24 protein-coding genes are annotated in these 24,668 nt (G+C 71.0%); 12 read left to right on the top strand and 12 right to left on the bottom strand.

Going from position 1 to position 24,668, the window contains the following annotated elements; all coding sequences use genetic code 11:
• Window positions 1-14: 14 nt before the first annotated feature.
• Window positions 15-2,249: an alpha-L-fucosidase gene (locus ACFT4A_RS14630; RefSeq protein ID WP_382829651.1), complete on the top strand. Its 2,235-nt coding sequence runs from the start codon at window positions 15-17 to the stop codon at window positions 2,247-2,249.
• A gap of 12 nt (window positions 2,250-2,261) precedes the next feature.
• Here ACFT4A_RS14630 and ACFT4A_RS14625 read toward each other — a convergent pair whose 3' ends face one another.
• From ACFT4A_RS14625 to ACFT4A_RS14615, 3 genes are all read right to left on the bottom strand, one after another.
• Window positions 2,262-3,665: an NAD(P)/FAD-dependent oxidoreductase gene (locus ACFT4A_RS14625; RefSeq protein ID WP_382829649.1), complete on the bottom strand. Its 1,404-nt coding sequence runs from the start codon at window positions 3,663-3,665 to the stop codon at window positions 2,262-2,264.
• Between the two features lie 8 nt (window positions 3,666-3,673).
• Window positions 3,674-4,345, bottom strand: coding sequence for an HAD-IA family hydrolase (locus tag ACFT4A_RS14620; protein WP_382829646.1), 672 nt, complete (start codon window positions 4,343-4,345; stop codon window positions 3,674-3,676).
• 172 nt (window positions 4,346-4,517) lie between these two features.
• On the bottom strand, window positions 4,518-5,177 hold the full coding sequence (locus ACFT4A_RS14615; RefSeq protein ID WP_382829644.1) for an SDR family NAD(P)-dependent oxidoreductase: 660 nt from the start codon (window positions 5,175-5,177) through the stop codon (window positions 4,518-4,520).
• Between the two features lie 167 nt (window positions 5,178-5,344).
• On the opposite strand from ACFT4A_RS14615, the gene ACFT4A_RS14610 reads away from it, so the two are divergent.
• Together ACFT4A_RS14610 and ACFT4A_RS14605 are read left to right on the top strand one after the other, a co-directional pair.
• On the top strand, window positions 5,345-6,694 hold the full coding sequence (locus ACFT4A_RS14610) for an MFS transporter (protein ID WP_382829642.1): 1,350 nt from the start codon (window positions 5,345-5,347) through the stop codon (window positions 6,692-6,694).
• 24 nt (window positions 6,695-6,718) lie between these two features.
• The gene (locus ACFT4A_RS14605; protein ID WP_382829639.1) at window positions 6,719-8,302 is read left to right on the top strand and encodes a PucR family transcriptional regulator; all 1,584 of its coding nucleotides are present in this window, start codon (window positions 6,719-6,721) and stop codon (window positions 8,300-8,302) included.
• A gap of 161 nt (window positions 8,303-8,463) precedes the next feature.
• On the opposite strand, the gene ACFT4A_RS14600 is transcribed toward ACFT4A_RS14605, so the two are convergent.
• From ACFT4A_RS14600 to ACFT4A_RS14575, 6 genes are all read right to left on the bottom strand, one after another.
• On the bottom strand, window positions 8,464-9,252 hold the full coding sequence (locus tag ACFT4A_RS14600; protein ID WP_382829744.1) for an HpcH/HpaI aldolase/citrate lyase family protein: 789 nt from the start codon (window positions 9,250-9,252) through the stop codon (window positions 8,464-8,466).
• Window positions 9,253-9,309: 57 nt separating this feature from the next.
• On the bottom strand, window positions 9,310-10,182 hold the full coding sequence (locus ACFT4A_RS14595; RefSeq protein ID WP_382829636.1) for a hypothetical protein: 873 nt from the start codon (window positions 10,180-10,182) through the stop codon (window positions 9,310-9,312).
• A 32-nt stretch (window positions 10,183-10,214) separates the two neighbouring features.
• Window positions 10,215-10,469, bottom strand: coding sequence for a hypothetical protein (locus tag ACFT4A_RS14590; protein WP_382829633.1), 255 nt, complete (start codon window positions 10,467-10,469; stop codon window positions 10,215-10,217).
• Between the two features lie 31 nt (window positions 10,470-10,500).
• Window positions 10,501-11,088 carry a thiamine pyrophosphate-dependent enzyme gene (locus ACFT4A_RS14585; RefSeq protein WP_382829631.1) on the bottom strand — a complete coding sequence of 196 codons (588 nt, stop codon included), beginning with the start codon at window positions 11,086-11,088 and terminating at the stop codon, window positions 10,501-10,503.
• A complete protein-coding gene (locus ACFT4A_RS14580) occupies window positions 11,088-11,624 on the bottom strand; it encodes a phosphonopyruvate decarboxylase (protein WP_382829628.1) in 537 nt (178 codons plus the stop codon). The genes ACFT4A_RS14585 and ACFT4A_RS14580 overlap by 1 nt, the downstream gene beginning before the upstream one ends.
• 121 nt (window positions 11,625-11,745) lie before the next feature.
• Window positions 11,746-12,705 carry a LysR family transcriptional regulator gene (locus tag ACFT4A_RS14575; protein ID WP_382829625.1) on the bottom strand — a complete coding sequence of 320 codons (960 nt, stop codon included), beginning with the start codon at window positions 12,703-12,705 and terminating at the stop codon, window positions 11,746-11,748.
• 154 nt (window positions 12,706-12,859) lie between these two features.
• On the opposite strand from ACFT4A_RS14575, the gene ACFT4A_RS14570 reads away from it, so the two are divergent.
• Both ACFT4A_RS14570 and ACFT4A_RS14565 read left to right on the top strand, forming a co-directional pair.
• Complete coding sequence (locus ACFT4A_RS14570) at window positions 12,860-14,059, top strand: CaiB/BaiF CoA transferase family protein (protein ID WP_382829622.1); 1,200 nt, start codon at window positions 12,860-12,862, stop codon at window positions 14,057-14,059.
• An 18-nt stretch (window positions 14,060-14,077) separates the two neighbouring features.
• Complete coding sequence (locus ACFT4A_RS14565) at window positions 14,078-15,244, top strand: acyl-CoA dehydrogenase family protein (RefSeq protein WP_382829619.1); 1,167 nt, start codon at window positions 14,078-14,080, stop codon at window positions 15,242-15,244.
• 9 nt (window positions 15,245-15,253) lie between these two features.
• On the opposite strand, the gene ACFT4A_RS14560 is transcribed toward ACFT4A_RS14565, so the two are convergent.
• Both ACFT4A_RS14560 and nac read right to left on the bottom strand, forming a co-directional pair.
• A complete protein-coding gene (locus tag ACFT4A_RS14560; RefSeq protein ID WP_382829616.1) occupies window positions 15,254-16,252 on the bottom strand; it encodes a 2-hydroxyacid dehydrogenase in 999 nt (332 codons plus the stop codon).
• Between the two features lie 91 nt (window positions 16,253-16,343).
• Window positions 16,344-17,261: a nitrogen assimilation transcriptional regulator NAC gene (gene nac / locus ACFT4A_RS14555; RefSeq protein WP_382829614.1), complete on the bottom strand. Its 918-nt coding sequence runs from the start codon at window positions 17,259-17,261 to the stop codon at window positions 16,344-16,346.
• Between the two features lie 256 nt (window positions 17,262-17,517).
• On the opposite strand from nac, the gene ACFT4A_RS14550 reads away from it, so the two are divergent.
• From ACFT4A_RS14550 to ACFT4A_RS14520, 7 genes are all read left to right on the top strand, one after another.
• Entirely contained in the window at window positions 17,518-18,300 is a 783-nt protein-coding gene (locus tag ACFT4A_RS14550; RefSeq protein ID WP_382829611.1) for a LamB/YcsF family protein, read from the top strand.
• 1 nt (window position 18,301) lies between these two features.
• Entirely contained in the window at window positions 18,302-19,015 is a 714-nt protein-coding gene (locus ACFT4A_RS14545; protein ID WP_382829609.1) for an allophanate hydrolase subunit 1, read from the top strand.
• On the top strand, window positions 19,008-19,994 hold the full coding sequence (locus tag ACFT4A_RS14540) for a biotin-dependent carboxyltransferase family protein (protein WP_382829606.1): 987 nt from the start codon (window positions 19,008-19,010) through the stop codon (window positions 19,992-19,994). Before ACFT4A_RS14545 ends, ACFT4A_RS14540 begins: the two co-directional genes overlap by 8 nt.
• An 89-nt stretch (window positions 19,995-20,083) precedes the next feature.
• The gene (locus ACFT4A_RS14535) at window positions 20,084-21,394 is read left to right on the top strand and encodes an MFS transporter (protein WP_382829603.1); all 1,311 of its coding nucleotides are present in this window, start codon (window positions 20,084-20,086) and stop codon (window positions 21,392-21,394) included.
• A 34-nt stretch (window positions 21,395-21,428) separates the two neighbouring features.
• On the top strand, window positions 21,429-22,172 hold the full coding sequence (locus ACFT4A_RS14530) for an SDR family oxidoreductase (protein ID WP_382829600.1): 744 nt from the start codon (window positions 21,429-21,431) through the stop codon (window positions 22,170-22,172).
• A 4-nt stretch (window positions 22,173-22,176) separates the two neighbouring features.
• A complete protein-coding gene (locus tag ACFT4A_RS14525) occupies window positions 22,177-23,388 on the top strand; it encodes an aspartate transaminase (RefSeq protein ID WP_382829597.1) in 1,212 nt (403 codons plus the stop codon).
• Window positions 23,385-24,059, top strand: a complete 675-nt coding sequence (locus ACFT4A_RS14520; RefSeq protein ID WP_382829596.1) for a 4-carboxy-4-hydroxy-2-oxoadipate aldolase/oxaloacetate decarboxylase — start codon at window positions 23,385-23,387, stop codon at window positions 24,057-24,059. Before ACFT4A_RS14525 ends, ACFT4A_RS14520 begins: the two co-directional genes overlap by 4 nt.
• 18 nt (window positions 24,060-24,077) lie before the next feature.
• Here ACFT4A_RS14520 and ACFT4A_RS14515 read toward each other — a convergent pair whose 3' ends face one another.
• The gene (locus tag ACFT4A_RS14515) at window positions 24,078-24,527 is read right to left on the bottom strand and encodes an ATP-binding protein (RefSeq protein ID WP_382829593.1); all 450 of its coding nucleotides are present in this window, start codon (window positions 24,525-24,527) and stop codon (window positions 24,078-24,080) included.
• Window positions 24,528-24,668: the final 141 nt, after the last annotated feature.

Raw genomic sequence — 24,668 nt, 5'->3', positions numbered from 1 at the left:
CCAGGGATGTCTCCATGCCGAGGTCTTCGATCAACAGACGCCAGTTCCTGGCCAGTGCCACCTGCGTGGCCGCGGCGGCCGGTGCCGCAGGTGTGCTCGGTGCCGGCGGCGCGCAGGCGGCGCCCCGGAGGTACACGCCCGACTGGGAATCGGTGGACCGGCACCCGCCGGCCCCGGAGTGGTTCCGGGACGCCAAGTTCGGCGTCTACTTCCACTGGGGCGCCTTCAGCGTTCCGGCCTACGACAGCGAGTGGTACCCGCGCAACATGTACGCGGACGGCAGCAACGCCAACAAGCACCACATCGCGACCTACGGCCAGCCATCCCAGTGGCCGTTCCACAACTTCATCGACGGCGCGCGGGATCTGGCGGGCAACACCGTGCAGTTCGCGCCGAAGCCGAAGTCGGCGGGCGGGAACTTCGACCCCGACGAGTGGGCGCAGCTGTTCGTCGACGCGGGGGCCAGGTTCGCCGGCCCCGTGGCGGAGCACCATGACGGCTTCTCCATGTGGGACAGCCAGGTCAGCGAGTGGAACTCGGTGGACAAGGGCCCTGGGCTGGACCTGCTGCGGATCTTCAGCACGGCCATCCGCGCCAAGGGCCTCAAGCTGCTGGTGGCGATGCACCACGCGTACAACTTCACCGGCTACTACGAGCACGCGCCCGTACAGGCGGACTCCAGCCTGAAGAAGCTGTACGGGCAGCTGGACGCGACGCAGGAGAACCAGCTCTGGTTCGACAAGCTCAAGGAGGTCATCGACCGGGCCGAGCCCGACATCCTCTGGCAGGACTTCAACCTGGACGCCGTCGACGAGACGCAGCGGCTGAACTTCCTGGCGTACTACTACAACCAGGCCGTCGGCTGGGGCCGCGAGGTCGTCGCCACCTACAAGGACGGCATGAACGGCAAGGGCGAGGTCTTCGACTACGAACGCGGCGGCCCGGCCGACCTCACCGCCCCGTACTGGCTCACCGACGACAGCATCTCCAGCAACAGCTGGTGCCACACGCAGAACATCGGCTACTACAGCACCCAGGAGATGCTGCACTCCTTCATCGACCGGGTCAGCAAGAACGGCAACATGCTGCTGAACATCGCGCCGAAGGCCGACGGCACCATTCCTCAGGTCCAGAAGGACATCCTGCTGGGCATCGGAGACCACCTGAAGCGCTTCGGGGAGTCGCTGTACTCGACCCGCGCGTGGACCGCGTACGGCGAGGGACCGACGAAGATGGGCGGCGGCTCCTTCACCCGGCCCACGGCCGGCACCGCGCAGGACATCCGCTTCACACGCAACAAGGCGAACACCGTCCTGTACGCCACCGTGCTCGGCTGGCCCGGCAGCTCACTGACCGTCAAGACGCTGAGCGCGGACCGGATCGACCTCTCGTCGCTCACCTCCGTGAAGCTGCTCGGATCCACCCCGGGCACCTACACGGACCTGCCGAAGCGGACACAGAACGCCTCCGGGCTGACGGTCACCCTGCCGTCCTCGGCGCCGTACAGCGCCGACGCCTACGTATTGAAGCTCGCGTTCTCGGGACGGATCCCCGGCCTGCGTCCGCTGACCGGCGCCGTCGGCTTCAGGGAGGTGAACTACTCCGGCGTCGCCGCCGTGCTCCCTCTCGGCGACTACACCGCGGACGAACTGACCGCGGCCGGACTGGGCACCCGCACTCTCTCCTCCCTGCGGTTGGCCCCCGGCTACCAGGTCACCGGCTGGTCCGGCGACGACTTCACCGGCACCTCCTGGACGTTCACCGCCGACAACGCCGACCTCCGGGGCACCGGCGGCAACGACCGGGTCAGCTCGCTCAAGGTCCGGTTCAGGCCCTCGACGTACTTCCGCATCACCAACGTCACCGACGGACTGGCCCTCGACAGCGGCGGCGACGTCGCCTCCGGGGCCGACCTGAAGCAATGGACCTGGGACGGCAGCACCAACCTGCAGTGGCAGGCGGTGGAGGTCGGAGGCGGCCACTACAAGCTGGTCAACCGCGCCAACGGCATGGTCGCCGACGGCTGGGGCGCCACCACCGACGGTTCCGCCGCCCGGCAGGCTGCCTGGAACGGCGGAGACAACCAGCAGTGGACGATCACCCACCGGGGCGACGGCCGCTACTCGATCGCCAACCGGACCACCGGACTGGTCCTCGACGGCGGTGGCACCGTGCCCTCGGGCTCCGTCACCAAGCAGTGGACGTACGACAGCAGCACCAACCTGCTGTGGACGTTCACGGCCCTCTGACCGCCCGGGCCGTCAGGGGCGCCGGCTGATGACGTCGGCCAGCCTCGCCAGCCGGGATGCCCGTTGGCGCCCGGCGAGTTCCTTGCGGTCCGCACGGCTGTAGGCCAGGTACATGGACCGCACGCCCAGCCAGCGCAGCGGTTCGACCTCCCACTTCCGTGAGGTGTGGCCCACCCAGGGGAGCCGGGTGAGTTCGGTGTCATGGCCGAGGACCAGATCACGCAGGGTACGGCCGGCCAGGTTGGTGGTGGTGAGGCCCTGGCCGACGTACCCGCCGGCATGCCCGAGTCCGGTGGCCGGGTCGAACACCGCGCTGGAGCACCAGTCCCGGGGGACGCCGAGGACGCCGCACCAGGCGTGTTCCACCTGGTGGCCGCGCGTGGCGGGGAACCTGCGGTGCAGGATCGAGGTGAGGGACCGGATGGTCGCCTCCTGCGTGGCGCCGTCGCGGTCGGTGGCCGAGCCGAAGCGGTACGGGATGCCCCGTCCGCCGATCGCGATCCGGCCGTCGGCCGTGCGCTGGCCGTACATGTGGGAGTAGCACTTGTCGCCGAGGGTCTCGCCCCCGTTCCAGCCGATCTCGTCCCACACGGACTCCGGCAGCGGCTCGGTGACGATCATCGAGCTGTTCATGGGGAGCCAGGTGCGCCGCTCCCCGGCCAGGGACGCGGTGTAGCCCTCGGTCGCCCGCAGGATGACGGGCGCCCGGACGACACCCCGGTCGGTGTGCGCGGTGCCGCTCTCGATCCGGGTGACGGTGGTCGACTCCCGGATGGTGACGCCGAGGGACTCGACGACGTCGGCCAGGCCGCGTACGTAGCGGGCGGGCTGCATCCGGGCGCAGTGCGGGGTGTAGGCGGCCTTGAGCGCCTCCGGGATGCGGAGGCGCTCACGCAGTTCGCCGTCGTCCAGCAGCCGCGACTCGGTGACGCCCCACCTGTGGTCCTCGGTGACCCCGGAGGTCAGCCGCCGCACCTGCGACGGGGAGCAGGCGATGCGGAGGGTGCCGCCCTTGACGACATCGGCCTCGATGCCCTCGGCCGCGCCGACGGCGACGATCTCGTCCACGGCCTCGTGCATCAGGCGCTGCTGCGCCTTGGTCGCGTCGACGCCGTACAGCTCCGCGAACCTGTCCCGGGAGCCGGCGAGCAACCCGGAGGCCCAGCCCCCGTTGCGCCCGGAGGCGCCGTAGCCCGCGAACTCCCGCTCCAGGACGACGATGTGGAGGGAGGGGTCGGCCTTCTTGAGGTAGTAGGCGGTCCACAGTCCGGTGAACCCGCCGCCGACGATGCACACGTCGGCGGTGGTGTCGCCGGACAGCGCGGGGCGCAGCGGGGGGCGGCCGCCGATGGCCTCGAACCAGAACGAGACGTTTCCGTTGACGGGATCCGCCCGGGGTGTGGTGACAGCGTCCATGGCGGCGCTCACATCCCCAGCAGCGGGGGGAGTTCGGACAGGTCGCGGATCTCGTCGTAGGGCTGGTAGGCGTCGCTGCCCTTGAGGTCGTAGCGGTTCACCCAGACCCGCCGGGCGATGCCGAGGTCCTTGGTGGGCATGATGTCGTAGTCCCAGCCCTGCGCGGCGTGGGTGATCTGGTCCCTGCTCTGCGGCAGCACCTCGAAGAGCTTCTCGAAGGCCTCGCGGCGGGGCTTGTAGGCACCTGCCTGCTGGGCGGTGACCACATGGTCGAAGGGGACGCCGATGGTCTCCAGGTGATACGGGATCAGATCGTCGTCGCTGTTGGTGAGGATGGCGATGTCGTAGCGCTCCTTGAGCGTGCGGAGCGCGTCGGGGACGTCGGGGAAGACCGGGAACCGCTCGGCGGCGGCGATCAGTTGCTCGTAGTCCTCGTCACGGTACTCGATGCCGTGCAGCAGCATGCAGTTCTCGAGGCTGTCCCGCACGATCTCGCGGTAGCGGCGGTAGGGCTGGACGACGCCCTGGAAGCGCATGACGCGCAGGTTGTCGAGGAAGACCTCGTGGTCGACACCGACCTCGTCGAGGCGGTCCCGGACGATGGGCAGGGTGGCGCGGTTGAGGTCGAAGTCGATCAGGGTGCGGTAGCAGTCGAAGGAGACGACGGGCCTCGGAGCCATGGGCGTTCCTCAGAGTCGTGCCGCGAGGGCGGCGGGACGTTTGTCTTCACTGTGAGCCGAGGGGGCGCGGCGAGACAGGAACAGACTGTCAGCGCATCGCGGTTCCACTTGACACGACGTCGCGTGCTCGCGGACCGGCGGCCCGGCGGACCCGCTGAGCAGCGCGTACGGCTCACCAGGCGAGCGGTTCCCGGTCCCGGAAGAAGCCGCCCGTGGGGCCGTCGTCGGGCAGGGTCGCGAGCCAGACCGGGGTGTCGGCCCCCTCGGCCGGGCCGCGTGTCGCGGTCGGGCTCATGTCGGTGCGCACCCAGCCGGGCGAGGCGGCGTTGACCAGGACCCCGGTGCCGGCGAGTTCCGCGGCCAGCAGCCGGGTCAGCGCGTTCAGCGCGGCCTTGGAGACGCGGTAGCCGGGTTCGGTCGGGCGGTCCATGAGGGCGAGGGAGCCGAGCGTGCTGCCGATGTTCACGATGCGGCCGTACCCGGCGGCGACCATGCCCGGGACGACCGCCTGGGCGCACCGCCAGGCGCCGAGGACGTTGGTGTCCCAGACGCGTGCCGCGACATCGAGATCGGCGGTGACCGGGGCCTGCCTGCCGTCGGTGATGCCGGCGTTGTTGACGAGGATGTCGACGCGTCCGTCCTCGTCCAGGATCCGCCGCACCGCCGCGGTGACGCTGTCCTCGTCCCGTACGTCCAGCCGCACCTCGCGTGCCGTGCCTCCGCCCTCTCGTGCGCCGCGCCACACGCGGATACCCTGTCCGGCCAGGCCTTCGGCGATGGCGGCACCCAGTCCTCGGTTCGCGCCCGTGACCAGCGCGGTTCTCTGTTCCATGGCGACCAGCTGTACCGCAGGCGACCGGCGGCGCGATACCGGCGGGCGAGGAACGGAACGCCGTGTCAACCGGGCCCGGGACCACCTGACAATCTGTATCTGTCGGCCCCGGGTGACCTGTCCCACAGTGTCTGCACCCGGCCCTTGCCGACGAAAGGCGCACCACCATGACAACCACCCTGGACGACGTTCCCGTCAATCGGTTCCATCGCCGCCTGGTCGCGGTGGCGATGGGCGGCCCGTTCTGCGACGGCTATCTGCTCGGCATCATCGCCATCGCACTGAGCCAGATCACCCCCCAGCTGCACCTGGGTTCCGTGTGGTCAGGACTGCTCGCCAGTTCCGCCCTGATCGGCGTGTTCTTCGGGGCGATGGTCTTCGGCGCGATCACCGACCGGGTCGGCCGACGGCTGATGTACGTCCTCAACCTCGTCGTGTTCGTCGCCGCGTCGATCCCGCAGTTCTTCGTGAACGAGGCCTGGCAGCTCTTCGTACTGCGCCTGATCATCGGGATCGCCGTCGGCGCGGACTATCCGATCGCCTCGGCCCTCACCGCCGAACTGGTCCCCAGGAAGCTGCGCGGCGGCGCGTTGTCCGGGCTGGTGCTGTCGTGGTGGATCGGCTACGGCGTGAGCTACTGGATCGGGCTGGCCCTGATGGGGGTCGGCGACGACGCGTGGCGCTGGATGCTGGCCTCGGGGGCCGTTCCGGCGGCGATCTTCCTGGCCATGCGGGCCGGGCTTCCGGAGTCACCGCGGTGGCTGGCCAGCCGGGGCCGGGTGGACGAGGCGACCGCGATCGTACGGCGCTACATCGGACCCGACGTCCGGGTCGACGAACTCGTCGAGGAGAGCAGGGTGCCGCGGCGCAAGGGGTCGGGCCTGGGCAACATCGGTGAGGTGTTCCGCCGCGGCTACACGAAGCAGGTGGTGTTCTGCTCGACGTTCTTCCTGTGCCAGGTGGCGACGGGCTACGCGATCCGGACCTTCCAGCCGCAGATCCTCACCTCGATGGGCGTCGGCAACGCCACGACCAGCGCGGCTGTCATGATGCTCATCCCGATCCTGGGTGTGTCGACCGGTCTGTTCCTGGTCAACCGGGTCGGCAGGAGGCCGCTGCTGATCGGCAGCTTCGTCGCGATCTTCGTCGCGTTGTTCTGCCTGGCGGTGCTGCCGCTGCACCTCGCCCTGCCGATCATCGTGCTGTTCCTGGTGTTCCACTTCGCCGAGGCCGCGGGCAGCGCCCTGCAGTTCCTCTATCCCAGCGAGCTCTTCCCCACCGATCTGCGGGCGACCGGGGTCGGCTTCGCCTCCGCCATGAGCCGTATCGGATCGGCCGGCGGCACCTTCTGTCTGCCGCTGCTCATCGCCGGGGTGGGCAACTCCGGAACGCTGCTGATCGGAGCGGGCATCACGCTCGTCGGCCTGGTGGTCTCCCTGGCCCTGGCGCCGGAGACGAAGGACCGCCCCCTCACCTCCACGACCAAGACCGAAGCCGTGCCCGTCCGGCAGCCGTGACCCATTGCGTGGTGGCTCGAAAGCATGCAAGTTGTCAGGGTGAGCGACGGCGGGGCAGTGACGGTGGCCGAGGTACTGGCCCTTCCCGTGCTGGTCCGCGGACTGCCGAAGATCCTCGCGGGGCAGGACCGACTGGACCGGCAGGTGCGCTGGGTGCATGTCACCGAGTGGGAGCACCCGGCGTCGGCCCTGCGGGGCGGCGAGCTGGTGCTGACCACCGGGTTCGGGTTTCCCAACCGGCTGGAGGAGTGGGCCGCCGAATTCGCGGACATCGGTGCCGCCGCCCTGGTGCTGGAACTCGGCCGCCGCTACCGGGAGGCGCCCTATGAGCTGGTCGCCGCGTGCCGCGCGCGGGGCGTGCCGCTGATCGTGCTGCAGCGGGGGATCAAGTTCGTCGACGTGACCCAGGAAGTGCACGCGATGATCCTGACCGGCCAGGTCCGCACCCTCCGGGCCGCGCAGCACGTCCACGACACCTTCACCGCGCTCTCCCTGCGCGGAGCCGGCGCCGACGAGGTCGTCCGGGCCGCCGCGACGATGACCGGCCGTGCCGTCGTCCTGGAGAACCTGGCCCACCAGGCCCTGATCTGTGCCCCCGGCGAAGCCATGGTGGAGGACGCGCTCAACCGGTGGGAGGAGCGCTCCCGGGTCACTCCCTCGCCCACCGAACGCACGGAGGTGTGCGGACAGGAGGGCTGGCTGGTCACCTCCGTGGAGTTCCGCGGGCAGCGCTGGGGACGGCTGGTCATGCTGCCGGGCAGCACCGCCGAGCAGCGGTTCCACACCGACCAGGTGATGGTCCTGGAGCGGGCGGCCATCGCACTCACCCTGTCCCGGCTCACCCATGAGACGCGCTGGGAGGAACAGGCCCAACGGGACGCGCTGCTCGACGTCCTGGAGCAGCGGCACCTGTCCTGGCGCGACACCCGGACGAAGATCACGGCGCTCGGTGTGCCCACCCATGGGCGCAGACTCGCCGTCGTCCTGGTCTGCGCCGCCGACCGCGACGCGCTGCTGGACAAGCTGCGCGCACGGCTGGAGGGCAGCGCCCTCGTGGGAGACCTGGGCGAGCGCGGCATCGGCGTGCTCCTGGCCTACCGCGAGCCGGGTGGCTGGCGACCGCTGGCCACCGACATCAGCGAACTCGCCGGCGCACCCGTCTACGTCGGTGCCGAGGTGGGCGAACTGTCCGAGGTGGCCCGCTCCGCCGCCGAGGCGGAACAGGTCGCCGACGCCGTTCCGCCCGTCGGTCCGGCGGCCGTCCACACCATCGCCGACATCGGCCTGCCCCAGCTCTTCTACTCCCTGCGCGACGACCCCCGGGTCCAGGCCTACGCCGAACGCCAACTGTCCGCGCTGCTCGCCCACGACCAGGACCACGGCACGGACCTGCTCACCACCCTGCGCCACTACCTCGCGTCCGCGGGCAACAAGTCGATCGCGGCCCGGCGCAGCCATCTGTCACGGCAGGCGCTCTATCAACGCCTGCACCTCATCGAGGACATCCTGCGCGCGGACCTCGAGTCCGGCGACTGCCGGGCGCAGTTGCATGTCGCCATCGCGGCCCTGGACGCCCAACGGGCACGACACCGCCCGGGCCGGGCGTGATCCCCACGGGTCGGGTCCTGGGCCGTCAGCCCGAGTCGGCCGGGATCCGCACGGTGCACGCGAAGACCGCGAGGGGGGAAGCGGGGGCGGAACACGAGCGCGGCACAGCCCGCAGCGGCCACCGCCGTCGCGAGGCGGGAGCCCTCTGGAACCTGGTGGTGTCAGGGCGTCGTGTGCGGTGCGCGGGCCAGTGCCAGGACCCGCCGGGCGCGTTCCAGGACCGGTTTGTCGACCATCCGGCCGTCGACCGTGGTGACGGAGTCGCCCGCGCCGAGGACGGCCCGGGCCCAGCGCAGCTCCTGCTCCGAGGGCGCGAACCCGTCGGCCACGCCCGCCAGTTGGGACGGATGGACGCAGAGCTTGCCGGTGAAGCCCAGCCGCCGGGCATGGGCGACGTCGGCGGTGAGGGTGTCCGTGTCCCGTACGGCGGTGGTGACACCGTCGATCGGCGGACTGATGCCGGCGGCGGCCGAGGCGAGGACCAGCCGGGAGCGGGCGTGGGCGAGTGCCGTGTGGTCGTCCTGGGAGACGCCGAGCTGCGTGGCGAGGTCGACGTTGCCGAAGGCGGCGCGGACGACACCGGGTGTGGCGGACACAGTGAGGGCGTGCTCCACGCCGAGGGCGGTCTCGACGAGCGCGATGACCGGGCACCGGCCTCCCGCGTGGGCGGCGATGTCGGCGAGTGCGGCCGGGTCCTCTGCCTTCGGCACCATGACCGGGCAGCCGTGCTCCGCCGCCGTCCGCAGGTCGTCCTCCGCCCAGGGGGTCCCGGAGGCGTTGATCCGTACGACGGCCCGGTTGCCGAGCGAGAGCCAGGCCGCGGCGTCGGAGCGGGCCCGCGTCTTGTCCGGGGCGGCGACCGCGTCCTCCAGATCGATGATGACCAGGTCCGCGCCGGCGGAGGCGGCCTTGTCGAAGCGGTCGGGCCGGCTCCCGGGGACGAAGAGCAGGCTTCCGGGCAGTGGCGACGCGGTCGTGGAGAGGGCTGGTGCGGTCGTGGAGGGGGCTCATGCGAACGTCACCTCCGCCGTGGCGTGCCGCTCCTCCCGGTGGGTCGCGACCCGCAGCTCGGCACCGTCGCCGGTGGGTGTGCCGCAGGCCGTCAGAGGTTCGCCGGTGAACGCCGGGTGCCGGAGCCGGTACGACAGGGAGCGCACCCGCCGTTCCGGGGCGTGGCGGCGCGGCAGTTCGAGCATGAGCAGGGCCAGCAGAGGACCGTGCACGACGAGACCCGGGTAGCCCTCCTCGTCCCGGCAGTACGGGGCGTCGTAGTGGATGCGGTGCGCGTTCGCGGTCAGGGCGCTGAACCGGAAGAGCAGCGGCGGGTTCGGGCGCAGCGGCAGTTGCCACGGGTCGTCCGGCCGGGGGAGGGCGGGCTCGTCGACGGCGGACGGGTGCTGTCCGCCACCCCGCCCCGACCGGTAGACGATGTCCTGCTCCTCGACCAGGCGGGTCCGGCCGCCCTGCCGGAACTCCCGGCGCTCGGTGACGAACAGCAGCTCCCCGGTGCGGCCCCGCTTCGCGGCGACGGAGACGAGGCTGCTGACGCGTTCGGCCGGTGTGCCGAGGCGCAGCGGCTCGGTGATCTCGCAGCGGCCGCCGGCCCACATGCGCTGCCGGTCGGGCAGCGGCGGCAGGAAGTGCCCGTTCAGCGGATGCCCGTCGGCGCCCAGGTCGCGCTGGGCCGGCCAGGCGAGGAAGTGCAGCCAGTGCCACAGCGGAGGCAGCGGGTCCCCGGCCTCCGCGACGGTTCCGGGCAGGTCGAGGGCCGCTGACAGGGCCGCCACCGGTCCGGCGGCCAGGGGGTCTTCGTCCGTGACCGGCCCGGGAGTCCACGACTCCACGTACGAGCCGAGGGGCGCTGGTGAGGTGGGCTGCATGGGCCTTCCGTTCCGGAGGGTGTGCGGGCAGGTCAGGTGAGCCGGGCCGCCTCGGGTAAGAACAGGGTGGCCAGGAAGGTCAGGGCGGTGCATCCCGTGACGTACCAGTAGAAGACCGTCTCGTGGCCGCTGTTCTTCAGGCCCAGCGCGATCGGCTCGGTCAGTCCGCCGACTGGTGGCGGTGACCAGCGCGTGCGGCAGACCCACAGCAGGAAGGCGATCCACGGGTTGTCGGTGGGGAACCAGTCACCGTCGGAGGCCTGGCGGCTCTCGCCGTCGATGAACATCTCGTAGCGCTGCGCGGGGACGCCCGCCGCATCAGAACGTGGTCAGGCCCAGGGAGGCGCGGAAGGCGTTCTTGTTGGCGACACCGTCGCGGGGCGGCAGGGCGCGGGGCGGTTCGGTGGTGTCGATCAGCACCTGCGCGTACGTCGTCGCCGCGCGGGCCTCGACGCGCCGAGCCAGGTCCTCGGTCTGGGCGAGGTCGGTGATCCGCAGGGCGTCGTGGATGCCGAAGCCCCGGGCGACGGAGACGAGATCGGTGCCCAGGCCGGTGTGGCTGGGCTGCATGCCGGTCTCGCCGAAGTGGGCGTTGTCCAGCACGACGACCGTGAGGTTGGGCGGGAGCTGCGCGCCGATGGTGGCCAGCGTGCCGATGCCCATGAGGTGTTCGCCGTCGCCGGTGACCGCGACGACCGGGCGGTCCGGCCGGGCGAGGGCGAGACCGAGGGCGAGGGGTACGGCGGCGCCCATCGCGCCCCACAGGTAGTAGGTGCCGGGGCGGTCGCCGGCGGCGAAGACGTCGTAGCCGGGTGAGCCGAGGCCGGTCACCAGCAGGGTGTCCTCGGGGAGCAGGCCGACCAGGTCGGCGACGAAACGGCGGCGGTCCAGTCGAACGGAGGTCATCAGTCGCGCTCCCACTTCTTGCGGCCGATCAGCCTCTGCCCGAGGAGCACGGCGGCGCGCTCGCCCGCCTCGAACACCGAGTCCAGGGCCGCCTCGACGGTCTCCCCGACGTCCTCGGGACGGTCGGCCCGCAGGACGGTGATGCCCATGAGTTCCAGGGCCTGCCGGGTGGTGCGGCCCATGGGGCCCTGCCAGGGGTTGAACTCGGCGTACTCGCCGCGCATGGTCACCAGCGTCAGAAAGGGGAAGCCGCCCATCTGCAGCAGGGAGAACATGTTGACGCAGTTGCCGACGCCGCTGCTCTGCATCAGCAGCACCGCGCGCTGCCCGCCCAGCCAGGCCCCGCTGACGACGGCGACACCCTCCTCCTCGGTGGTCAGCACCACATCGCGGATGCCGGGGTCCCGCTGGGCCTCACGGATGGTGTGGGAGTGGCCGGAGTCCGGAACGTAGGCGATCTGCCGGACATCGCGCTTCTTCAAGGCGGCGAAGACATCCTCCTGCCAGGAGGGTGCCGCGGCATGGGTCTGACTCATCCGTAGCGACTCCGCTGATCGGTCGGCTAGAGGTGCCTCACATCATGGGCGCTGATGAATGAGAATGAACAATAGAAAACGGTGATGCCCGCATGCCCCGCTCGCATGCCCCGCCCGCATGTCAGGGGCCGTCGGCCGCAGGGGAGCGGTCGACTCCCTGCACCTGGGCGGACGGCCATCTGCCCTGCTCCACCGCCGTGTTGATCTGTAGCACCAGCTCGCGCGCCACGATCTCCACGGCGGGCGGGACGCGGGTGAACCGCGGGGTGCCGAGGACGATCGAGCGCCGCACATCGGGTTCGCTCAGCGGTGCCGCGCTCAGCGTGCCCAGGGCGACGTCCTCGGCGATCCCCACCCCGGGCAGGACGGTCCAGCCGTGCCCGGCGCGAACGAGCTGCTTCTGCACCCGCATGGAGTTGGTCTGCAAGGCGATGTCCATGGCTGCCCCGGAGCGTGCCGCCGCCGCGTCGATCAGCCGCCGCAGCGCGTGCCCCGAGGCGGGCATGACCAGCGGATGCGCGGCCGCTTCCGCGAACGGAACGGGACGGTCGGCGCGCAGACCGGCGGACGCGGGCGCCACCGCCCACAGCTGTTCCCGCACCAGCGGGCGGGCGTTGAGCGAGGGCGTGCTGTCGAGGTTGTAGAGCAGGGCCAGGTCCAGGTCGCCGTCGTCGAGCCACTGCTGGAGATGCCCGGAGTAGGCGGTCATCAGACGCAGTTCGACACCGGGGTGGGCGCGGGCGACCGCTGTCACCAGGGGCTCGGCGAGCAGGTCGCTGGTGCTCTCCAGCAGTCCGACGGTGACGATGCCGGTCACGACCCCGGGAGCCGGCTGCACCTCGGCACGGGCCCGTTCCAGTTCGCCCAGGGCGCGCCGGGCACGGTCCACCATGATCGCTCCGGCCTCGGTGGGGCGCATGCCCTGCCCGGTCCGCTCGAAGAGGTCGATGCCGAGTTCCTGCTCCAGCGTGCGGATCTGCCGGGTCACCGCGGGCTGCACCAGATGCAGCAGCTCCGCGGCCCGCGTGACGCTGCCCACCTCGGCGACCGTGACGATCGCCCTGAGCTGCTTGATGTCCACGAGGGGCCCTTCCTCTCCGCCGGCCGCCGAAGCGCGCGGCGGCCATCCGCGGCACGCATGAGGGTATGACGGATTGCTATTTCAATTACGTCGCCATGAGTGTTCATGATGGTACGTCCCGAGAGGGGACCCTGACCCCAGTGGAGGTCACCACATGAGCGAACGCCCGGAAGCCATGCCGCTCTCCGGCATCACCGTCGTCAGCGTCGAGCAGGCGGTCGCCGCCCCCTTCGCCACCCGCCAGCTGGCTGATCTCGGCGCGCGGGTGATCAAGGTGGAGCGCCCGGGAGGAGGTGACTTCGCGCGCCGGTACGACACGACGGTGCACGGCGAGTCCAGCTACTTCGTGTGGCTCAACCGCTCCAAGGAGTCCGTGACGGTCGACCTGAAGTCGGACGCGGGGCGGACCGTCCTGGACCAACTGCTCGGCGGGGCGGACGTGTTCGTGCAGAACCTGGCTCCGGGGGCGGCCGCCCGGATGGGCCTGGGGCCCGATGCGCTCGCCGAGCGCTTCCCCGCCCTGATCCCGTGCACTGTCTCCGGCTACGGAACCAGCGGCCCGTGGGCCGATCGCAAGGCGTACGACCTGCTGGTGCAGTGCCAGACCGGACTCGTGTCGCTGACGGGCGACGAGGACACCTCCGCCCGCGTCGGGGTCTCGGTCGCCGACATCGCCGCCGGCATGTACGCCTACTCGGGCATCCTCACCGCCCTGTTCACCCGGGCGACCACGGGCGTCGCACGGGCCGTGGAGGTGTCGCTGTTCGAGGCGCTGGCCGAGTGGATGAGCCAGCCCGCCTACTACACGCGCTTCGGCGGCACCCAGCCCCCGCGCCTCGGCACCCAGCACGCCACCATCGCCCCCTACGGCGCCTACACCTGCGCCGACGGCAAGGACGTACTCCTCTCCATCCAGAACGAGCGCGAATGGGCGGCCCTGTGCGACCGGTTCCTCGGCCGGCCCGGGCTCGCCGCGGATCCCCGGTTCGCCACCGGCGCCGCCCGGGTGGCCCATCGCGCGGAGCTGAACGCGATCGTCACCGAGCGGTTCGGGGAACTGAGCGGCGACGAGGTGGTGAAGCTGCTCGGGGACGCCGGTATCGCCCACGCGGACGTGAACGACGTCGGGGAGTTCCTCGCCCACCCGGTGCTCAGCGAACGGGGCCGCTGGAGGGACGTACGGATCCCCGGGGACGTCGAGGTGCCGGCGCTGCTGCCGCCGGTCGACCTGGCGGGCACCGCCCCGCGCATGGACCCGGTCCCCGCGGCCGGAGAGCACACCGAGACCGTCCTGGCCGAACTGGGATACGCCCCCGCCGACATCGACCGCCTCAGGGCCGACAGCGTCATCTGAGCCACAAGGAGTCCCCTCATGAGCACCCTCGACATCCTGTCCGAGGACGAGCGGTTCGTCGTCCGCACCGTGCGCGACTTCGTGGACAAGGAGGTCAGGCCCGTCGTCCGGGAGCTGGAGCACACCGACACCTACCCCGAGGCCCTGATCGAGCAGATGAAGAGCCTCGGCATCTTCGGCCTGGCCGTCCCCGAGGAGTACGGCGGCACCCCCGTCTCCACCTCCTGCTACGTCCTGATCACCGAGGAACTGGCGCGCGGCTGGATGAGCCTCGCCGGAGCGATGGGCGGACACACCGTCGTCGCCAAACTGCTGCTGCACCACGGCACGGAGGAGCAGCAGCGCCGGTACCTGCCGAGGATGGCCACCGGCGAGGTCCGCGCCACCATGGCCCTGACCGAACCGGAAGGCGGCTCCGACCTCCAGGCCCTGCGCACGGTCGCCCGCAGGGACGGCGACAGCTACCTGGTCAACGGCTCGAAGACCTGGATCACCAACTCCCGGCGCTCCGGCCTGATCGCCCTGCTGTGCAAGACCGACCCCGAGGCCACGCCCGCCCACCAGGGCATCTCGATCCTCCTCGTCGAACACGGCCCCGGCCTGACGGTCTCCCGTGATCTGCCCAAGCTCGGCTACAAGGGCGTCGAGAGCTGCGAGCTGTCCTTCGACGACCACCGGGCACCGGCCGACGCCGTCCTCGGCGGGACGGAGGGCAAGGGCTTCGCGCAGATGATGAAAGGCCTGGAGACGGGACGCCTCCAGGTCGCCGCCAGGGCTCTCGGAGTCGGCCGGGCCGCCTTCGAGGACGCGCTCGCCTACGCCCAGGAGCGCGAGTCGTTCGGCAAGCCGATCTGGAAGCACCAGTCCATCGGCAACTACCTGGCCGACATGGCCACGTCGCTCACCGCGGCCCGCCAGCTCACCCTGTACGCGGCCCGCGAGGCGGACGCGGGCCGGCGCGTGGACATGGAGGCCGGGATGGCGAAGCTCTTCGCCTCCGAGACGGCCATGCGGATCGCCCTCGACGCCGTCCGCATCCACGGTGGCCACGGCTACTCGACCGAGTTCGACGTCGAACGCTACTTCCGCGACGCCCCGTTGATGATCGTCGGCGAGGGCACCAACGAGATCCAGCGCAATGTCATCGCGGGGCAGCTCGTCAAGCGCGGCGGCCTGGAGGCGTGAGGATTCCGCTCAGCGTGATGCCGCCTCCGTCGAGGACGGCACCGCCGGGCTGCCGGGCAGAGGCGTCCGGGCGGGACGTTCGGCCAGGACGTCCAGGATGTTGTCCACCGCCAGGTCGACCATGGCGGCCCGGGTGGCCTCGGTGGCCGAGCCGATGTGGGGCAGCGTGACCACGTTGGGCTCGGCGACCAGCGGCGACAACTCCGGTCCCATCGGCTCGCGTTCGAAGACGTCGAGTCCGGCGGAGTGCAGTCGCCCCTCACGGACGGCGTGCAGCAGGGCCTCCTCGTCGACGACACCGCCGCGGGAGGTGCTGACCAGCGTGGCCGTGGGCTTCATCGCGGTCAGTTCGCGGGCGGAGACGAGGTGCCGTGTCTCCTCGGTGAGCGGCACGTGCAGCGACACGACGTCGGACTCGGCGAGCAGCGTGGCCAGATCGACCGAGGTGGAGAGGTCGTCGTCGGGCGCGTAGGGGTCGTGATGGAGCACGCGCATGCCGAACCCGTGGGCCCGGCGGGCCACCGCGCGGCCGATCTGGCCGTAGCCGACCAGGCCGAGGGTGGCTCCGTGGATGTCCAGACCGAGGTAGTCGTGCATCCGGAACAGACTCCAGGAGCCCGACTCCAGGCTCGCTCCGGCGGCGCCGATCCGCCGGCGGGCGGCGAGGATCAGGGCGAAGGTGAGGTCGGCGGTGGTCTCCGCGAGCACCCGCGGGGTGTGGGTGACGACGATGCCGCGCTCGGCGGCGGCGGCCCGGTCGACGTTGTCGAAGCCCATGCTCGCCAGCGCGACGACCCGCAGAGAAGGGCCGGCGGCGTCCATCAGCGCGCCGTCCACCGGGTCGTTGCCCAGGGCCAGAATGCCGGCGACTCCGGGTGCGAGCGCGCCCAGATCCGCGGGGCCGGGCTTGCCGTCGCCCGGCCAGGCCACCAAATCCGCTGCCCCGGCCAAACGGTCCAGGCCGTTGCCGGGCAGGTTTTCACGGGTGGTGAGCACACGCTTCTTCATTCATGTCTCCAGGGCAGCGACTTTCGCAGAAAAATAGCCGCGACCGCCATCGGAAACAAATAGAGGTTTCGTGTGACGCTATTGCGGTTCCTTATTCTTCGTGCGGTGTCTCGTCAAAGTCCGTGATGAGTTCCAGGAACAGGTCGTGCACCGCCAGGGCGGGTTCCGACAGGGGCTGGTTGTCCGAGGTCACCAGGGACAGCTTCACCTGGATCACGGGATGCACGATGCGGCGCACCGACAGGGAGCGGACGTCGAGGATGGCCCGCGCCGCCGACCAGGGCAGCACGGTGGCGCCGAGGCCCGCGTCCACGGCGTTGACGAGCGTCAGCGCCGACTCGACCTCACCCGCCACGTTCGGCAGGAGCGAGGCCTGCTGGAAGGCGGCGTCCACCACCTGCCGGATCGTGTGGATGCGGCTGGGCAGCAGCAGCGGCACGTCCTTGAGCTCGTCCAGATCCACCTCGCCCTCTCCGTGCGGGGCCGTACCGCCGGGCGCGCCGATCAGGAACAGGTCCTCCGTGCGCAACGGCTCGAACTGCACACCCCGCAGCGGGCCGGCCCCGTAGATGAACGCCATGTCCATCCGCCCGGTCATGATGGCCTCGCTGATCACACCGCCGAAGTTCTCGTTGATGTGCAGCAGGATGTCCGGATAGCGCTCGCGCACGCTCTTCAGCAGCGGCAGCGCGAGCGCCGCGCCCAGGCTGTACGGCGCGAGGCCCACGGACACGCTGCCGGCGGGAGCCCGGCCGGAGACCTCCACGGCGGCGTGCGCGAGGTCCACCTGCCTCAGGATCAGCTGGGCGTGCCGGTACAGCGCCCGGCCCGCCTCGGTCGGGGCCACCCCGCGTTTGCTGCGGATCAGCAGCTGCTGCCCGAACTGCGCCTCCAGCGCGGACAGCTGCTGGCTGAGCGCGGGCTGCGCGATGTGCAGGATGTCGGCCGCGCGCGTGATGCTCCCCGCGTCAATGATCTTGATGAACGAGTACAGACGCCTGGTGTCCATGCGGGGCCTTCCACGGGGAGCGGAGCCTCATCGTAGGGAGGGGCCACCCCGAAGCACACCCCCGAGAGGGGGCAGGGGTGTGAGGCAGGTCATAACCGTTCGCGATAACGCCAGATCGAACGCATATTGGCGGTCAAGCGAGCATGGGATTAAGTTGAGCGGAACATCCAGCCCGGATGATTCTCGGGAAATCGCCACCACGTGATGGCATTCCCTTCCTCGCATTGTCCTTCCCCATATTCTCCCGGAGGACGTCATGACCCCCACGGTTGATCTCGTCGCCGATCTCGGCGAGGGATTCGGCGCCTACACAATGGGCGACGACGAAGCCCTTCTGGAAATGCTGACGTCCGCCAATGTCGCCTGCGGATTCCACGCCGGTGATCCGCGCATCATGGACGCCACCGTCCGGACCTGCGTGCAGAACCGGGTCGCCGTGGGCGCCCACCCGAGCTTTCCCGACCTGGTCGGCTTCGGCCGCCGCGCCATGGACCTCACGCCCGAGGAGGTCCGCACCGACATGCTGTACCAGATCGGCGCCCTCCAGGCCTTCGCCGTCGCGCACGGCACCCGGGTGCAGCACGTCGCCCCGCACGGACGCCTGGGCAACCTGGTCGCCGTACGCGCCGACTACGCCCGTGCCGTCGTGGACGCCGTCGCCTCCCTCGACGAGTCGCTGATCGTCCTCGCGCAGGACGGCGAACTCGCCGACGCCGCCCGGGCCCGCGGACTGCGCGTGGGCATCGTCGGCATCGCCGACCGCGCCTACCGCGACGACGGGACCCTCGTCCCCCGCTCGGAGCCCGGAGCGGTCGTCCACGACCCGGACGAGGTGGCCCGGCGGACCCTGCGCATGGTCACCGAGGGAGTCATCCGCAGCGCCGACGGCAAGGACATCCCGGTCGCCTGCGACACCGTCCTGCTGCACGGAGACAGCCCCGGAGCGATCGCCCTGGCCGGCCGCATCCGCGAGGAACTCCTCGCCGCCGGTGTCGAGATCGCCTCGCTCGACAAGGTGCTGAGCGGGACGGGCGCCTGACATGAACGGCAACATCACGATCACGGACTGCGGTGACTCCGCCCTGACTGCCAGGGCCGTGGGCCTGGACGCCGAGGACGCCTGGCGGCTCGTCCACGCCCTGGCCGACGCCCTGGACGCCGTCCGGCTCCCCGGAGTCCACGACGTGGTGCCCACCTATGACGCCCTGCTCGTGGAGTTCGACTCCACCGGCACCGACCACGACACCGTCCGGCGGATCGTGGCGCACGAGGCCGCCCGCCTCGGGCCGGACCCCGCGCCGGCCACGCCGCCCCGACGCTTCGTCGTGCCCGTCGTCTACGGCGGCGAGCACGGGCCCGACCTGCCCGAGGTCGCCCGCGGGCTCGGCCTGACCGAGAGCGAGGTCGTCGCCCTCCACACCGGCAGCGACCTCACCGTGCGCTGCCTCGGCGCGCCCGCCGGGGCGCCGATGACGGACGGCCCGCCCTTCCCGAAACCCGTGCCGCGGCTGGCGTCGCCCCGCACCCACGTCGACCCCGGCGCGGTCGCCGTCGCCGGACGGCAGGCCGTCATCTGCCCGATGCCCTCGCCCGGCGGCTGGCCGCTGCTCGGACGCACCCCCGTGCGCGTCCTCGACCTGCACAGCGACCCGATCACCGCCTACCGGCCCGGGGACACCTTCCGCTTCGTCCCCATCACCCCCGACGAGTGGGACGACCACGCAGGCACCTCCCTGGCGGCCTGCCATGGCTGACACCCTCACGATCCGCACCCCGGGCATCGCCACCGTGCAGGACCTCGGCCGGGTCGGCCGCTCCCGCTACGGTCTGCCCGCCGGCGGAGCCGCCGACCAGCACTCGGCGCGCGTCGCCAACGTCCTGTGCGGCAACGACGACCGCGCCCCGCTGCTGGAGATCACGGCGTTCGACTTCGCGTGCGTGCCCTCCGCCGACATCCTCGTCGCCGTGACCGGCGCCCCCGCCGACGTGACCGTCGAGGGCGTCGCCCGCCCCCAGTGGGAACCGGTCTCCGTGTGCGCGGGCGAGACCCTTCGCGTCACCGGCATCCGCCGGGGACTGCGCGTCTACCTGGCCGTGCTCGGCTCGTTCGAAGCCGACTACCTTCAGGGCAGCTGCGCCCCCGACACCATCCTGGGATTCGGCCCCGCCCTGAGCAGCGGCGACGAACTCGTCCTGCGCGCGGCCTGCCCGCCCCTCGACCACCCCTACTCGCGGATCCCGCTGTTCCGTCTGCACGCCCCCGTCCCCCCGTTCCCCACGACCTGGACGATCGACGTCACCGACGGCCCCGACCGGGCCGAGTTCGGAGACACCGGAAGCCGGCTGTTCGAGGCTCCCTTCACCGTCAGCCCGCGCAGCAACCACATCGGCCTGCGACTGCGGGGCGACGTGCCCCGCCGCGTCACCCAGGGCGAGATCCTCTCCCGCGGTGTCCCCATCGGCGCCGTCGAAGTGCCGGCGGGGGACGAACTCCTCGTGCTGCACCGCGGCCGCGGCGTCACGGCCGGCTACCCCGTCCTGGCCGTCGTCACCGCCACCGGCCTGTCCGCCCTCGGGCAGGTACGCCCCGGGCAGAGCATCCGCTTCCGCCACCGCACCCTCGACCAGGCGGTCAAGGCACACCGCGCCCAGCGGAGCGCCGTCGACGCCCTGCGCACCCGCGTCCGCACCGCCTTCGACGCCCTGCGCATCCGCGCCCCCGACACGGTCTGACCGACCGGCCACGTCCCCAACGGTCCCCGCCCGCACGGAGCCCCACGCCCCTCGCCTCGTCCCCAGCCCGCCGCAAGACAGGAGACGCCATGACCACCATGGCCGCTCAGCCAGTCCCCAACACCGTCGACCCCAGAACAGCCCGGAAGGTCACCCTCGCGGGATGCGTCGGCATCTTCGCCGAGCTCTACGACAACGGCATCTTCGGCTTCATGGCCGGCACGCTCGCCGCCGTCTTCTTCCCCGGCTCCGACGACGCGATCATGCTCGTCTTCCTCGGGTACGCCGTCTCCTTCTTCTTCCGCCCCCTCGGCGGCATCATCTGCGGCCACCTCGGCGACCGCATGGGACGCCAGCGGATGCTGGTCTTCGTCATCATGCTCATCAGCGTCGCCACCGCGGCCATCGGCATCCTGCCCACCTACGCGAGCATCGGCATCGCGGCGCCGGCCCTGCTGATCCTGCTGCGCGTCGCCCAGGGCTTCTCCGTCGGCGGCGAGGCGTCGGGCGCGATGAGCTTCCTCGCCGAGCACGCCCCGGAGGGCAAGCGCGGCCTCTACACCAGCTACGCGCAGATCGCCTCCTTCCTCTCCCTGCTCACCGGCACACTCGTCGCCGCCGCCATGACCAGCGGACTCGGCGACGAGCGCATGGAGTCCTGGGGCTGGCGCATACCGTTCCTGCTCGCCGTGCCGCTCGGCATCACCGGCATCTACATCCGCAAGCGCATCAGCGACACCCCCAACTTCAACCGCCTGAAGGAACAGGGCGGCCTGTCCAAGAACCCCCTGAAGGAAGCCTTCACCTCCGCCGAGCACCGCCGCGCCATGCTGCTGGCCCTGTTCATCCCCCTGATGAACGGCTCCGGGTACTACGTCCTGTTCAGCTACATGCCCACCTTCATGAGCAGCGAGCTCGACTTCGGCAAGGTCCAGGGGCTGCTCGTCACCGCCTCCAGCCTGGTCGCGATCTGTATCGCCATCCCCTACATGGGCCGCCTCTCCGACCGGATCGGACGCAAGAAGGTCATCGCCGGCTCCGCGATCGCCATGGCCGTCGTCGGCATCCCCTGTTACCTGCTGATCGGCACCGGCAACCTCGCCCTCGCCGTCGTCGGCGCCTGCGTCATGGCCGTCGTGTTCGCCGGGCACACCGGCGTCATCCACATCCTGCTCGTCGAACTGTTCCCCACCCGCGTGCGCTACTCCGCCTACGGCCTGGGCTACAACGTCTCCTCCGCGCTCTTCGGCGGCACGGCCCCGCTGCTGATGACCTACCTCATCGCCCAGACGGGCAACGTCAACATGCCGGCCTTCTACGCCGTCGTCACCGCCCTCGGCACCCTCATCGCCGTGTCCCGGGTGAAGGACCGCGCCCACCTGCCCCTGCGCGACGCCTGATCACCCTTTCCCCCACTTCTAGGAGCACAGCAGCATGCCCATCTCCGACTACAGGACGGCCCTCGTCACCGGAGCGTCGACCGGCATCGGAGCCGTGGTCGTCGAGCGACTCGCCAAGCACGGCCTCGAGGTGCACGCCGTGGCGCGCAACGCCGAACGGCTCGACGCCCTCGCCCGCGACACCGGTTGCGTCCCGCACGCCGTCGACATCACCGACACCGAGGCACTCACCGCCGAGCTGGCCGGCCTCGACATCGACATCCTCGTCAACAACGCCGGCGTCTCGCGCACCGGCAACATCCTCACCGCCGACGAGTTCGCCGTCGACGAGCAGGTCGCCGTCAACATCCAGGCCGTTCTGCACCTGGTGCGCCTGCTCATGCCCGGCATGGTCGAGCGCGACCTCGGCCACATCGTCAACATCAGCTCCATCGCCGGCGTCTACAACTTCGGCGGCAACACGATCTACCACGCCACCAAGGCCGCCGTGCACACCCTCTCCCGCCAGCTGCGGGTCGACGGTTACGGCCGCCGGGTCCGCGTCACCGAGATCTGCCCGGGCCGGGTGGAGACGGAGATCTTCGGCCGGCTGCTCGGCGACATGGAGGAGGCCCAGCGGCGGTTCTACGACGGCTACGAGTCCCTCAAGCCCGAGGACATCGCCGACTCCATCGAGTTCGCCGTCGACTCGCCCCGGCACGTCAACATCGGCCACATCGAGATCCTGCCCACCTTCCAGGTCCCCGGCGGCCTCAACTTCGAGCGCAGGGAGGGCTGATCCCATGGACACGGCAGAGCGGGTACGCCGTATCAAGCCCTCGCCCAGCACGGCCGCCGCCCAGCGCGTGCGCGAACTGAAGAGCCAGGGCCACACCATCCTCGACCTGACCGTGGGCGAGCCCGACTTCGACACCCCCGACCACGTCAAGGCCGCCGCGATCGAGGCCATCGAGGCGGGCGAGACCAAGTACACCCCCGTGAACGGCACCCCGCGACTGCGCTCGGCCATCGCCGGGAAACTCCGCGAGCGCCACGGGCTGGAGTGCGACGACGCGCGGATCGCGGTCGGCGGCGGAGCCAAGCAGGTCATCTTCCTCGCCCTGATGGCCACCCTGGACGAAGGGGACGAGGTCATCGTCCCCGCCCCGTACTGGGTGTCCTATCCGGACATGGTCCGCGCCAACGACGGCACCCCGGTCATCGTGGACTGCCCCGAGGCGGACGGCTTCAAGCTGACTCCGGAGCGGCTCGGGGCGGCGATCACCGCGCGCACCCGCTGGGTCGTCCTCAACACCCCCGGCAACCCGACCGGCTCCGCCTACACCCCCGCCGAACTGCGGGCCCTCGCCCAGGTGTTGCTGGAGCATCCGCGGGTGCGCGTCCTCACGGACGAGATCTACGACGAGATCTGGTACCGCGAGGAGGACGCCCCGTCCCTGGCGGCCGTCGAACCCCGCCTGGCCGAGCGGGTGTTCCTCACCAACGGTGTCTCCAAGACGTACGCGATGACCGGCTGGCGCATCGGCTACGGCGTGGGCCCGGCCGACCTGGTGACCGCGATCAACACGCTGCAGTCCCAGACCTCCTCCTGCCCCTCCTCCGTGAGCCAGGCCGCCGCCGCTGCCGCGCTCACCGGACCGCGGGACTTCGTCCGGGAGACCGTGAGCGTCTACCGCGCACGCCGCGACGCCACCGTGAAGCTCGTCAACGACATTCCCGGTCTCAGCTGCACCGTCCCCGACGGCGGCTTCTACCTCCTGGTCAACTGCCGAGGCACGATCGGGAAGTTCACCCCGTCGGGAAGCCGGATCGAGAACGACGAGGACTTCGCCCGCCACCTCCTCGACAGCGGACAGGTGGCGGTCATCCACGGAGCCGCGTACGGCGCGCCCGGCTACTTCCGCATCTCCTTCGCCACGTCGACGGACGTGCTCACCGAGGCCTGCGCCCGCATCGCCACCGCCTGCACCACTCTGTCCGAGAGGCCGTCATGATCCGCGTCAGCACCAAGTTCGACCGCCCCGCCCCGGAACTCGTCGAACGCCTCGCCGCCTACTCCTCGGCCACCATCCACGAAGCCCAGGGCAGGCTGGGCGCCCTCGACTCGACCATCAAGCCGGTCGACCACAGGATGTCCCTCTGCGGCCCCGCCTTCACGGTCCAGTGCGCGCCCCGCGACAACCTGATGCTGCAGACCGCCATCGCCTACGCCCGCCCGGGGGACGTCATCGTCGTCTCCGCCGGAGCCTACGAGGAGGCCGGCTCCTTCGGGGACGTCCTCGCCAACGCCTGCCAGTCCAAGGGGCTCGGCGGCCTGATCACCGACACGGGGGTGAGGGACACCGAGGACCTGCGCGCCCTGGGATTCCCCGTCTTCTCCCGCAGCATCTCCATCAAGGGCACGGTCAAGGAGACCGTCGGGCCGATGTGCGAGCCCGTCACCGTCGGCGGCGTGCTCGTCCGCCCCGGTGATGTGATGCGGGCCGACGCCGACGGCGTGGTCGTCGTCCGCCGCGAGGACGCGGCCGAGGTGGCCGCCGCCTCACAGGAGCGGATCGACACCGAGGCGGACTTCATCGCCGCGTACCGCTCGGGCCGGACCGTCATCGACATCTGCAACCTGGAGCCGCTGCTCGCCGCGAAGGGGCTGGTGATCGAGGAGTAGCGGCGAGGGCCATGCCGGTCAGGGCCTCGTGTCGGTCAGGGAGATACGGGCGGTGATGCGCTTGCCGACCGGCTGCCGCTCGATGTCGAGGTCCTGGGCGACGGCCTTGACGATCTCCAGGCCGTGCTGGCCGACGCGGTCCGGGTCGGCGGCCCGGGCCGCGGGCACGGCGGGGTCGCTGTCCCACACGGCGACCTCCACCGAGGCGCCCGCGACGCGCAGTTCCATGAGGACGGGACCGGGCGCGTACTTACGGGAGTTGGTGACCAGCTCACTGACGACCAGCTGGGTCAGGTCCATGGCACGCGGGGAGACGTCCAGCCCGTGCTCCTCCCGGAGCCGGGTGAGGAAGTCGGCCGCGTGGTGACGGGCCTCGGCGATGCAGCCGTCGTCCCCGCCCAGGGCGTAGCCGACCTGCGTCGGGCGGTCGCCGGGCTCGGTACGGTCCCCGTCGGGTTGCGGCTCCAACAGCATCGTCCTTCTACTCCCCGTTCACGCGCGTGCGTGTACCCCTCACTTTGTCATGCATGCCACGGGCGTGTTGTTCGGCACAGCCGATCGGATGCGTTCGGCCGGGAGAGTGCGGCACAATCGTCGGCACAGACGTTG

It is taken from the genome of Streptomyces sp. NPDC057099 (genome assembly GCF_042671245.1).
Classification (GTDB): domain Bacteria; phylum Actinomycetota; class Actinomycetes; order Streptomycetales; family Streptomycetaceae; genus Streptomyces; species Streptomyces purpurascens.
The sequence above is the reverse complement of the archived record's forward strand: the minus strand, read 5'-3'. Positions and strand labels throughout refer to the sequence as shown.

Bases quoted from the DNA above. Each gene is read 5' to 3' on its own strand.
- ACFT4A_RS14630 (WP_382829651.1), top strand. From the start codon at position 15: ATGCCGAGGTCTTCGATCAACAGACGCCAGTTCCTGGCCAGTGCCACC.
- ACFT4A_RS14625 (WP_382829649.1), bottom strand. From the start codon at position 3,665: ATGGACGCTGTCACCACACCCCGGGCGGATCCCGTCAACGGAAACGTC.
- ACFT4A_RS14620 (WP_382829646.1), bottom strand. From the start codon at position 4,345: ATGGCTCCGAGGCCCGTCGTCTCCTTCGACTGCTACCGCACCCTGATC.
- ACFT4A_RS14615 (WP_382829644.1), bottom strand. From the start codon at position 5,177: ATGGAACAGAGAACCGCGCTGGTCACGGGCGCGAACCGAGGACTGGGT.
- ACFT4A_RS14610 (WP_382829642.1), top strand. From the start codon at position 5,345: ATGACAACCACCCTGGACGACGTTCCCGTCAATCGGTTCCATCGCCGC.
- ACFT4A_RS14605 (WP_382829639.1), top strand. From the start codon at position 6,719: ATGCAAGTTGTCAGGGTGAGCGACGGCGGGGCAGTGACGGTGGCCGAG.
- ACFT4A_RS14595 (WP_382829636.1), bottom strand. From the start codon at position 10,182: ATGCAGCCCACCTCACCAGCGCCCCTCGGCTCGTACGTGGAGTCGTGG.
- ACFT4A_RS14590 (WP_382829633.1), bottom strand. From the start codon at position 10,469: ATGTTCATCGACGGCGAGAGCCGCCAGGCCTCCGACGGTGACTGGTTC.
- ACFT4A_RS14585 (WP_382829631.1), bottom strand. From the start codon at position 11,088: ATGACCTCCGTTCGACTGGACCGCCGCCGTTTCGTCGCCGACCTGGTC.
- ACFT4A_RS14580 (WP_382829628.1), bottom strand. From the start codon at position 11,624: ATGAGTCAGACCCATGCCGCGGCACCCTCCTGGCAGGAGGATGTCTTC.
- ACFT4A_RS14570 (WP_382829622.1), top strand. From the start codon at position 12,860: ATGAGCGAACGCCCGGAAGCCATGCCGCTCTCCGGCATCACCGTCGTC.
- ACFT4A_RS14565 (WP_382829619.1), top strand. From the start codon at position 14,078: ATGAGCACCCTCGACATCCTGTCCGAGGACGAGCGGTTCGTCGTCCGC.
- ACFT4A_RS14560 (WP_382829616.1), bottom strand. From the start codon at position 16,252: ATGAAGAAGCGTGTGCTCACCACCCGTGAAAACCTGCCCGGCAACGGC.
- nac (WP_382829614.1), bottom strand. From the start codon at position 17,261: ATGGACACCAGGCGTCTGTACTCGTTCATCAAGATCATTGACGCGGGG.
- ACFT4A_RS14550 (WP_382829611.1), top strand. From the start codon at position 17,518: ATGACCCCCACGGTTGATCTCGTCGCCGATCTCGGCGAGGGATTCGGC.
- ACFT4A_RS14545 (WP_382829609.1), top strand. From the start codon at position 18,302: ATGAACGGCAACATCACGATCACGGACTGCGGTGACTCCGCCCTGACT.
- ACFT4A_RS14540 (WP_382829606.1), top strand. From the start codon at position 19,008: ATGGCTGACACCCTCACGATCCGCACCCCGGGCATCGCCACCGTGCAG.
- ACFT4A_RS14535 (WP_382829603.1), top strand. From the start codon at position 20,084: ATGACCACCATGGCCGCTCAGCCAGTCCCCAACACCGTCGACCCCAGA.
- ACFT4A_RS14530 (WP_382829600.1), top strand. From the start codon at position 21,429: ATGCCCATCTCCGACTACAGGACGGCCCTCGTCACCGGAGCGTCGACC.
- ACFT4A_RS14525 (WP_382829597.1), top strand. From the start codon at position 22,177: ATGGACACGGCAGAGCGGGTACGCCGTATCAAGCCCTCGCCCAGCACG.
- ACFT4A_RS14520 (WP_382829596.1), top strand. From the start codon at position 23,385: ATGATCCGCGTCAGCACCAAGTTCGACCGCCCCGCCCCGGAACTCGTC.